A 9,940-nucleotide genomic window follows, 5' to 3' on the forward strand; every position below is an offset into this window, starting at 1 on the left:
GTGGCAACCCTTGTTCTCCTGGACAGGCTTTGCTACGAGAGAGGAAGAGAAGAGAAGAAGGGCAGAGAAGTATGAAGTGGCAACCCTTGTTCTCCTGGATAGGCTTTGCTACGGCGGCGCCTTGGCCGCTATCGGTGGCTTCAGGCCATTTTCGAGCGCCCCCCGCTTTCCGCCCCCTCTCGAGCCCCTTTTTGCCCATTGCCGCGCTTCTGCCCGCCCCGTCCTCCGACGGCGGATGAGGCCTCCGGGCGGCTTTCGAGCGCCTCCGGGAGGAGGGCTGCGCACGTGGGCGCTCGAATGGTCAAGGTATAAATAATCTACACCCTATTTCAACGTATCACTCTTATGATAGTGGGCTCCGCCGGCACGAGGACGGAAGCCCTCCCTACGGCTCCCGGGCATCCGGCGCGCTTGCTGGAGAGGGCCCGCCGGGTTCCCTGCATAAATATTTGATATTATGCCGCGATCCCGCCCCCATCCTCTTCTGCAAGGGGACCATTCTTGACCATGTCCGGGCCAGGACCGTTTGCACATCCACGAGCGCAACTTGCGGGGGCGTCAGGACAATTTGCGATTGGCCAAGCACAATTTGCGGCTCTGATCGCGCCGTTTGCGCGTCGGCCCGCATCAATTGCGTATGCAACTGCACCACCCGCGCGCTGTCCCGCGCGAGTTGCGAGGGAACCTGCACGCAGACGGGCTGAGGGGGCTTCTGAAAGGGGCTACAAAGTCTTACCTGCCCCCCTTCACCCCGACCTCCCTGAACCTCTTCAGGAGCTCGTCGATGTCCTCGTCGACCTTCGCCCGGGCGGCCCTGCCGGGTGCGGATGCCTCCGGCCCCTCCTCCGGAGCGCCGTACGGGACAGGGGTCTCCTCGGCGCCACCCGCCTCTTCATGCTCCACAACCCGCGCGGTCTCCTGAACGGCTCCGCCGCGCCCGGCGGCTCCCGGGGCCTCCGCGCCCCTGTCCCAGCTGACCTCCTCCCGCGCCCCCGCCAGAGCCTCGGGCCAGGTCCCCCCCTCCCGCCCCGCCCCGGTTCCGGACCACGTCCCCTCCTGCTCCCCTGCCGCGGGCCCTGACCATGTCCCCCCCGCCTCCCCTCCTGCGGGCCCGCGCCAGCTTCCCCCCTCCACGCCAGCCTCCGGCTCTACTGGAAACCCGGGCTCCCGGGCGGGCGCGGCCTGCTCCCAGCTCACGGGCGCGGCCGGAGGGGCCGACCTCGCTCTCCTCCTTGCGGCGTAGTCCTTCGCATAGAGCTCGTCGGCGCTCTGGGGCCTTCCAGCCGGCGCCCCTGCCCGTCCGGGAGCCCCTCCGGGCCCCCCCCGGGTCCCCGCGCCGGCCTGCATCCGCTGTGCCCGGCGCACGGATCTCCTGTAGCCCGCGAGCATCCAGGCCGCGGCCCCGACACCTCCAAGGACGATGACGAGAATGAGGATATAGGGAAGGTAGAGGTCAAGCTCCCTCTTCGGGCCGGGCTCGGGGGGCTGGGGCGGCGGCGGCAGCGGGAGCTCGTCCCGGAAGACCGTGAGCCGCTTCACGACAGTATTCCCAGCAGGGTCAGATGCCGAGACTGTGATGTCATTCGCTCCGAGCGCTAAGGAGAGTCCTGTGAGGGAGAAGCTCCCGCTGGCCCCGACCGTGACCGGCTTCCCGTTCACGACAACACTTGTGCCCGGCTCGGTGGCCCCGATCACGTCCACGGAGCTATTAAAGGTGTGGAGACCATCGAGCGGCGAGGTGATTTCTAGAGGCGGTGACACGGTGTCCCGGTGAACCGTCCTCTGGAGGCTGCGGGCGTTGCCGGCGGCGTCCGTCGCAACTACTATGAGCACATTCTCCCCCTCGACGAGCTCGACCAGAACTGAGAAGAAGCCTCTCGAATCGACTGGTATGGGCTTGTCGTTGAGGGTGACTTGCGCCCCGGGCTCTGTGGAGCCATTGAGCCATATCGTGGTCTGGTTGGTCAGCGTAAGGGCCAGGGGGGGATGGTCTATTGTCAGGGGGGGCTGTAGAAGGTCACGGATAACGTACATGACCGTGCGATTTGTATTACCTGCAGCGTCCTGCGCAATGATTTCTATCGACGTGTTGGTCGTGCCGGGCCCAGAGTTCAGAATCACGGTTTTCTTAAATTTGCCATTCTCGAGGGTCGCCACCATCCCGTTGACGGTGACGGAGGCGGCATCCGTGGTCCCCGTCACCTCTATGGACTGATTACTCGTGTAGGAAACCCGAGGCAGCGCGAGATTTATGTAGGGGGGAATGGTGTCCAGTGTTACGTTGCGCATAGTCGAATTTGTATTACCCGCGGGATCGCGGGAGCTCACCACCAGGCAGTTCAGCCCCTCCTGGAGGGGTACGAGTGCCGAGAACCGGCCTCCGAAATTCTGCGCGAGCGTTTCACAGCCCCCACATTGGACGCTCACAACCGCATCAACAGAAGTCCTTCCCGTGACCGGCAGGGGCGTCAGGTTGGTCAGAAGACCCTCTCTCGGACTCTCGACAACAAGGATTGGGAGCGCGGTTCGAATCGTGATGTTGACCTGGGCGGACGAGGTGAGGCCTGCGGAGTTGATGGCCCTTGCCCTCAGAGTGTACGCCATCTCGTTGAGCTCGAATGTGTGGTTCCAGGTGGCGAAGCCGTCGCCAGTGTCCGCCTCATCCCAGGTCAGGTTATTCCAAGAGACCTCGACCCTCAAAACACCCGACTCGGGGTCAGAGGCCCTGCCCCTGAATTCCACGACGGTCATGTTCAGATAAGCGCCCTCCTCCGGCGAGGATATCTCGAGCTCTGGCGGGGTTGGGTCGACGAGGGTCAGGCCGAAGCTTAGGGAGTGGTCTATCCTCACCTCCTCTTGGGCGCTCAGGCCACCCTTCACGGCCCTCACGGTGTGGGGCGTGAAGGATGTCTTCGATGCCGAAGTGAGGGAGAACTCCTGAACCCCGAAAGGCCCCGCCCTCCCGAGTTCGTCGGTCTCGCCCGAGAAGACCGTGGCGCCCTGCGCGCTCCGGAGGGTTAGAGTGGCACCGGGCACGGGCGAGCCGGTGCTCCACCTGACCTCTCCGGATGCGAACCATGAGACGTTAAGCACGCTCGCGCCGTCCTTCAGGAGGGTGCGACCGGCGTCAAAGGTTGTGTTGAGAAGCTCGGCCCTCGATGAAAGGTCTAGCTGAATTAGGTGCTGAGAGTTGCCGGATATGGTGCTGTTGCGCATCTCCAGCACCCCCCTCCTCGCGTCGACCGCGCAGGCCTCGCACCCCTGAATTCTCGTGCCCTCGACAATCGCGGAGCCGCTTCTGAGGACAAGCCCGCAGAAGCTCGCAGTGATGGTAGAGTAGGTGAACTCGGCGGCCCCTGCGATGTAAACGCCGGCGGTCTCCCCGTCGGTCCCCCAGTCCCAGCCGGCCCCTCCGATGCTCGAATTCGCAGACCTTAGCACACCAGCGCAGCTGAAGCGGTAATTGTGCCCCGGGTCGAGCGCCGTCAGGTTGCAGCACTCGAGTTCAAGCTCGCCCCCCGCATCCACCAGGACCGCCCTCCTGACTGCCCCGCTCGAGCCGACCTGGAAAAGTGAGTCACGCAGTAGCAACCTCCCGCCAGGCCGTACAGTGAGATTCCCCCTCAGGACCGCGTCGTCGCCGTCAATGGCTGCGCGAGAGTCCACAACCCAGTCCAACGTCGAGGTTGCATCGGCCTTTATGGCCTCCCTGTACTCGTCCGAGAAGTTGCAGTTCACAATGAGCGCAGAGGCGCCGTTCTCGGCCGAAACGCCGAACTGGTTGAGGCCGGAGAAGGTGGAGTTGGCGATGGTCAGGGAGACGGGGCCGGTGGCGTGGACGCCGCACATCCCGGAGCCAGTGACGTTGTTGCCTTCAAAGCTGAGGCTCGAGGAGCCCTGCGCGTGCAGGCCGTCGTTGCCGTTCGACCATATCACATTCCGCTCGATTCCGGCGCCCGAGACGCCATCGCAGTAGAGGCCGTCGTAGTTAAAGGTTATGTTGTTCCCGGTGATCAGGGCGGGGCCGGCGTGGTCCAGCCTGATGCCGCGGTTGGTGTTCTGTGCAATCACATTGTTCTTTACCACGGGAGCGCAGTAGGCCCGGACGGTGATTCCGGTGTCGTTGTTGAGGGCAATGTAGTTGTCCTGAATCAACGGGTTGCTTGTCAGGTACACATACACTCCAGCGGCTGGCTGGGAGCTCTGGCCGTTGTAGGTTATGCTGTTGCCCTCTATCGTCGAGCTGGACTCCTCGAGAAAGATTCCAAATTCTTTGTTGCGGGTTATGTTGTTGCCCCTGACCAGCGCCCTGCTCTGCCGCACCCAGACACCCCTGAATGTTTGGCCGAGGATGGTGCAGTTCTCCAGCACTCCGGGGCTGTCCAGATTGAAGTAAACGCCATGCTCATTGTCGCGAATCGTGCAGTTCGATATTCGGCAGACAGCAGAGGAGGAGTTGGAGTTCTCCACGAGAATGGCCGGTGCACCCCCGTAGTGGCCGCAGTTGTAGATGGTGCAACCGTCCACGGTGGGGAAGCCATGGTTGACGTATATGGCGTAGTAGTCTTGGTCGTGGACGGTGGTGTTTAGTATTTTGGGGCTGGCATATTCGATATGGACCCCCTCATAGCCGTTCCTGATTGTTGAGTTCTCTATGACGACATCATCCGAGGCGATGTAGACCCCGCGTCCTGTGCCCGGCCCCATGACTCCACAGCGGGATACTGTAATGTTGTGAAATCGAACCATGGCTCCGGATTGAATGACGAAGCGGAATTGTGCGTTTCCCCCTCCGTTGGAGACCTGCGTGCCGCCCTTCAGGTAAAGCTTTCCGCCACTTCGAACCTCTATTCCGTAGATGTTGGAGGCCGTGCTTCTGATGTTCAAAGTCACGCCATCCAGGGTCAGGTTGCCGCTGCCCGACACAATCAGATTGCCATTGCAGTTTATCGTGACCCCGCTGTAGCTGCGTGTGTCGGTAACGGTCCAGTCCCCCGTGACCGTTCCGCCGCCCGGAGGGGGGTCATTCGTGGCGAGGGCGGCCGGAATAAATCCGGGAATGAAAAGGAGGCTGCACAGCACTGCGGAAGCAGCCTTTCTGGTGCGCATCCCGAGGGCCTCTAAATTAATATATTGATGGGTGAAGTAAAATATTTTTTGGAGCTATTTCTAATCGTTGTTTCTAATCGTGCCGAATGCGCCAGCGGTCGTCGTGTGGGTTCCGGCTCCCGAGCAGAATCGAACTTGGAATAGAACTTAGCGGGCCGCAGAGCAGTTGGAGGCGACCGAATGGCTGCCCGGTCTACTCATTTTTATCCGGCAGCCGGATGAGCTCGGTCGACCCGGTCGCCGAGAGGAGCGCCTGGAGGCAGCTATGGTAATCCTCCGGTCCCGCACTAAGTAGCTTCTTAACGTATGGAAGAAGGTACTTGGCGAACTCCACCTCGTGCACCATGTATTGCCACTCCTTGCTCGCCTGCATCCCCATTGCAATAAGAAAGGCATAGGCGGTGGATTTGACGCTACTGTCTTCGGTCTTGTATCGTTCAATGGCGCGCGCGGTCTCCTCCGGGCCTCTGGTGATGTAGATTCTGGCCATCTCGTTGGCGAACCTTGCCACCTCCGGCAGCTTTCCGTACATGGGGAGCTTAGAGATAACCTCCTTCTGTCTCACAGCTGCAATCGCGTCTTTCAGTAGCTTGGACGGGGGGACCCTCGTTGCGTTGGAATCTCTGAAAAGCCTCCTCGCCACCTCCGTGTCCCCGCACACCGCCTCCATCGCCCTCTCCCCGTACTTCTCCCAGAACGACTCGAGCACCTTGGCGGCGGTCTCGCCCTCAACGACCACCGGCCCCTTGATCTCCCGCAGTATCGCCTCCAGCCCAACTCTCTCCTCCTCCGTGGGGTTGAGGGCCTTTATGAACGCGTCCCTGTTTCCACCGAAGCACCTTTTTCCAAGGATGTACAGACCCTCCCCGCCCTCCCTGAGAAGCTTCAGTCCCTTCAGCGTCTGACGCTCTATGAGCTCTCTATCCCCAAGTTTGCCGTGGAGGTAGTCCTCCCGCGTTTCTTTATCGAGCTCAACCGCCGGGACGCGGCACTCCCCGCAAGAGCCCTCGCACTCGAAGCCGCCTCGGGGGCTGATTCTGAAGTGGAGTCGTGGCGCGTGGATGGCCATCAGCGTCAGGAGGGTCAGGAGGGAGTTCTCGCCGGGTCTGGAGCATCTCTCGCACACCCGCAGCTTCACCCTGGCGGGAAGCCATGAGATTTCCAAATGGGGCGGTGGGACCCTTCGCCTCTCCGCTTTCGATTCCAGCAGGTGGCGGCAGAGGAACTCCCTGCCCGACCTCGCCAGATTGAGCCTGAGCTGTCCGATTGCGTAGTCAACGAACTCTTCGGGGGGAGTCGGAGACTTCCCCGTGCATACCATTTTGTCCTGAAAGGAATAGATATGAAGCCCCTTCGACCTCACTAGGTCCATCACGCCGATGAGCCTTGCCTTAGGGTGGTCGAAGTTCTGCATCCCGATCAGCCTCTCTTTTCTGGCGGTTCCGCGCAGGGCATAGGCCACGGGGCCGAACGGTGTCTTGACCGCGAAGAGGTAGGGCGCGCGACCTTTCTTCCGAATCAGCATAAGACCGGCGTAGGCCTTGGCGAAGTCGTCGCCTCGCTCCGCGAGAGCCTCGAGCTTCTTCTCGTCCTCGGCGTATCTCCTCACCTTCTCCACGCTGCGCCTCCCCTTTTTGAAAACGCAGAACCAGCAAGAGCCCGCGCACTCAGGGAAGGCCAAGTCCGGGTTCTTCAGGAGCCTCTCAGCCCTCTGGATGAGCAACTGCTCCTGGGCCTTTGAAGCGGAGCGGGCCGCCGAGCGAATTCTGAAGTGCTGGGGTTTTTTCACCAATAAGTGCTATAAGGCTTGCGGTAGAAAAGGCTTTCCGCGCTCGCGTCTTCCCGCCTCGCCTGACCGCACCTGTCCTAATTCGCAGAGCGCCCCCGCCCCATCCTCCTCAGTTCCCGATGTACTTCGAGTAAATCGCCCTCGCCGTCTTTTCATCCCCGGTCCCTGATATCATGACCCGCCCGTTCCTGAACACAGTCACTCTGTACAGCCCAGTATTGAAGACGAGCCACATGGGCTTGGCCTGCCGAAGCTCCACCTCCGGGAGCCGTCGCAGGGAATCCGCAATTCTCTCGAGGTCGAGGGAGGTCTTTTCGGGAGGAACCAGCTGGACGCTCTCCGAGCCGCAGAGAACCGTGGCGCCGGTCCTTAGGGTACTCTCAAGGAAGTCGAACCTCCGCCTGCCGCAGCAGGGGCAGTCGGGCCTCTTCTCTAACTTTATCTCGTGCCTCTCACCTGTCCATAGGTCTAGGAGGAGCAAGCCTCTCGGGGCCATGTCCCCGGCCAGATACTTGATGGCCTCCGTCGCCGCTAGCGCGCCCATCGCGACCGGGGCCGTGTTCAAGACGCCCGCGGTGGCGCATGTCGGAACGGTCCCCGCCGAGGGCATGGAGGGGAGCAGGCAGCGGAAGCACGGGCCCCCCTGCGCATCGAAGAGCGAGACCATTCCGTAGGTCCCCACCGCACCAACGTAAACCCACGGCCTTCCGAGCTTCACGCAGGCGTCGTTGAGCAGGTAGCGCGTCTCGAGGTTGTCCGTCCCGTCCATCGCGATATCCGAGGCCCTGACGAGCGCTTCCGCATTGGCGGGAGAGAAGTCCTCGGCCAGACCCTCGACATCCACTCCGCTGTTGATGGCCCTCAGGCGCTCCGCCGCTAGTAGGGCCTTGGGCGCGCCGACGTCCCCCTCCTCGTACAGGAGCTGGCGGTGGAGGTTGCTCTCCTCGACCACATCCCTGTCAATCACCGTGATTTTCCCCACGCCCGCCCGGACCAAAAGCTGCGCCACCGTGCCGCCAGTTCCGCCGGCGCCCACAACCAGAACACTCGATGCCCCCAGCCTTTTCTGGCCCTCCGCACCGAGTTGCGGCAGAATCTCCTGGCGTGAGTAGCGGGCCCCGCTCATTTTTTTTCCTTTCTTAAGCATCCTTCGGGATAATGTACTTTAGCACTTCCCTCAGGTCCTTCTTATATATTACCACATCCGCCCTCCCCGCCACCCACCGGTCGGCTGGGTTGAAGGCGATTCTCAGCCCGACCTCGTCGAACATCGGGCCATCAAGGGAGCTGTCCCCGACGGCGGCGCACTCGGCCCTCTCCAGTCCCAGGTCCTTTAGAATTCTCCTGACCACGGAGCCCTTGTCACGTAGCGGCACCACCACCACACCCTCGCCCGTGAGAAATCCCTCGTGGTCCGTCTCCAAGGAGTTGGAGAGATTCATATCCACGCCGCATTCTCTAGCGACCCTTCCGGTCAGCGTCTCTATACCCGCGCTGACTATAGCCGTCCTGACGCCGCTCTTCTTCAGCCTCTGTACCGCCTCCTTAGCTCCCGGTATCAGGGGTACCCCATCGAGAATTTTCCTAATTCGCGAGATATGAACCCTGCCCTCCCTCTCCAGCCAAAGTCTAACGTCCCTCTTTATGAACTCGGCATCGTCTATCTCACCGTTCAGGTAGGCGACGAGGGAAGAGGTGTTGTCCGTACCGAACGCCCTGTGCACGAATTCCCAAGAACTGTCCGTGTCCGCGAGAACCCCATCACAGTCGAAGATTACCAGCTTGATTCCTGAGACCATCCCGCGCCTCCTACTTCTTCTCCTGGGCTTTTGAAGCGGAGACTATGCGGGGCTTGTGCAGAACCGATTTCTCCTTGATAATAGCAGGGGGTCTGTAGGGGTTTTTTGCGAAGTGCTTCGCTGCCCTCACGCAGCTGTCCGAGATGTAGGCGTTGTCGCAATTGGGATTGGAGAGCAGCGTCTCGAGGGCCTGGATGAATAGGAGTAGGTTGGCTCCGAAGCTCCACTCGTCCAGGAGTTTGGTGCAGACGAAGCCGCCGTCCTCCGGCGTCATTATATTCGGGTGGAATATGTCCGTCTCCCAGATGATTATCGGTTTCTTGTAGGGGTATTCGTCCGTCACCTTCATCGTGAATCTGTGGGTGGAGGACGTGGTGACCCGCCCGTTCCTCCAGACGGGCCCCGGAACGCCGCGCATCGTGACCCGAATCGTCACGGGAAAGCTGCTGAAGGTCTCGTCCGAGACATCAAAAGTATAGCGCGGCAGCTCCTCCCTGCACATCTTGAGCTCCGTGCGAAGCCTTTTCTGCAGGATGTCCGGGGGAAGCCTGGGCATCAGCCCACCCCCGCGCCTATCCACCCTCGGGGTCGGGGATGAGCTCGAGAACGTCGCCCTCCCTGATGGTGGACTGCGAGAGCGGCACCTGCCCCCTCAGAATTGTCCCTCCGTGCCGAAGCACGTAAGCCCCGACCTCTTTCTCCCAGTAGCTGGCGGCGCTCTCAATGATCTCCTCGATGGTGTTGTGCGGTTCGAGGTCCATCTCGACCTTGGTTCCGGTGTCCGCGTCACGCACAGTCACCCTCAGGCACATTCCTCCACTTTCGGCGCAGATGGAATAGTGCGAATATAGCTATATACCTTTCCCTGCCGCCATCGTGTTCGGGAGCTTTCTCATCGCCAGAACCGGAATGGCAGACGGCCCGTGCAAAGCCTCGGGGGCCGAGTTCCAACGCAGGCTCGTGATAGATAATACTGCCACTTAGTCGGCCAACCCCTGGCGACCGAGAGAAAGGTTAATCGCGTGGCAGGGCCTTACGGATCTTGATATAACATGAACGCAAAGCCCTGCAATTACCCAAGGGTCAGGGTAGTACATAATCTTGTCGATGAACTGGTCCGGACAATCCGGTTCCCTAAAGACCGAATGCCGAGTACAACGACCGGGAAATCATCCGGGTTATCGCGTTCGCGGCGGTCGAGAACATGGACATCGAGAATGCAGCACATAAACTCAGGGCCATG

Annotated in this window: 6 protein-coding genes; all 6 read right to left on the reverse strand. The window is 61.2% G+C overall.

Translation table 11 applies throughout. From position 1 onward, the window contains the following. Nucleotides 1–732: 732 nt before the first annotated feature. Nucleotides 733–5,109: a right-handed parallel beta-helix repeat-containing protein gene (locus tag QW379_10310; protein ID MEM2870787.1), complete on the reverse strand. Its 4,377-nt coding sequence runs from the start codon at nt 5,107–5,109 to the stop codon at nt 733–735. Between the two features lie 193 nt (nt 5,110–5,302). Then, on the reverse strand, nt 5,303–6,898 hold the full coding sequence (locus tag QW379_10315; GenBank protein ID MEM2870788.1) for a hypothetical protein: 1,596 nt from the start codon (nt 6,896–6,898) through the stop codon (nt 5,303–5,305). A gap of 109 nt (nt 6,899–7,007) precedes the next feature. Beyond that, nucleotides 7,008–8,024, reverse strand: a complete 1,017-nt coding sequence (locus QW379_10320; protein MEM2870789.1) for a ThiF family adenylyltransferase — start codon at nt 8,022–8,024, stop codon at nt 7,008–7,010. 13 nt (nt 8,025–8,037) lie between these two features. Beyond that, on the reverse strand, nt 8,038–8,697 hold the full coding sequence (locus tag QW379_10325; protein MEM2870790.1) for an HAD-IB family phosphatase: 660 nt from the start codon (nt 8,695–8,697) through the stop codon (nt 8,038–8,040). Between the two features lie 10 nt (nt 8,698–8,707). Beyond that, a complete protein-coding gene (locus QW379_10330; GenBank protein MEM2870791.1) occupies nt 8,708–9,253 on the reverse strand; it encodes a ubiquitin-conjugating enzyme E2 in 546 nt (181 codons plus the stop codon). Nucleotides 9,254–9,269: 16 nt separating this feature from the next. Beyond that, the gene (locus QW379_10335) at nt 9,270–9,509 is read right to left on the reverse strand and encodes a hypothetical protein (protein MEM2870792.1); all 240 of its coding nucleotides are present in this window, start codon (nt 9,507–9,509) and stop codon (nt 9,270–9,272) included. Between the last annotated feature and the right edge of the window lie 431 nt (nt 9,510–9,940).

The sequence above is a fragment of the Thermoplasmata archaeon genome (assembly GCA_038851035.1).
Lineage (GTDB): Archaea > Thermoplasmatota > DTKX01 > VGTL01 > VGTL01 > JAWCLH01.

Excerpts from the sequence above, each read along its gene's own strand:
- QW379_10335 (MEM2870792.1), bottom strand. The coding sequence starts at position 9,509 with ATGTGCCTGAGGGTGACTGTGCGTGACGCGGACACCGGAACCAAGGTC.
- QW379_10310 (MEM2870787.1), bottom strand. The coding sequence starts at position 5,109 with ATGCGCACCAGAAAGGCTGCTTCCGCAGTGCTGTGCAGCCTCCTTTTC.
- QW379_10320 (MEM2870789.1), bottom strand. The coding sequence starts at position 8,024 with ATGAGCGGGGCCCGCTACTCACGCCAGGAGATTCTGCCGCAACTCGGT.
- QW379_10330 (MEM2870791.1), bottom strand. The coding sequence starts at position 9,253 with ATGCCCAGGCTTCCCCCGGACATCCTGCAGAAAAGGCTTCGCACGGAG.
- QW379_10325 (MEM2870790.1), bottom strand. The coding sequence starts at position 8,697 with ATGGTCTCAGGAATCAAGCTGGTAATCTTCGACTGTGATGGGGTTCTC.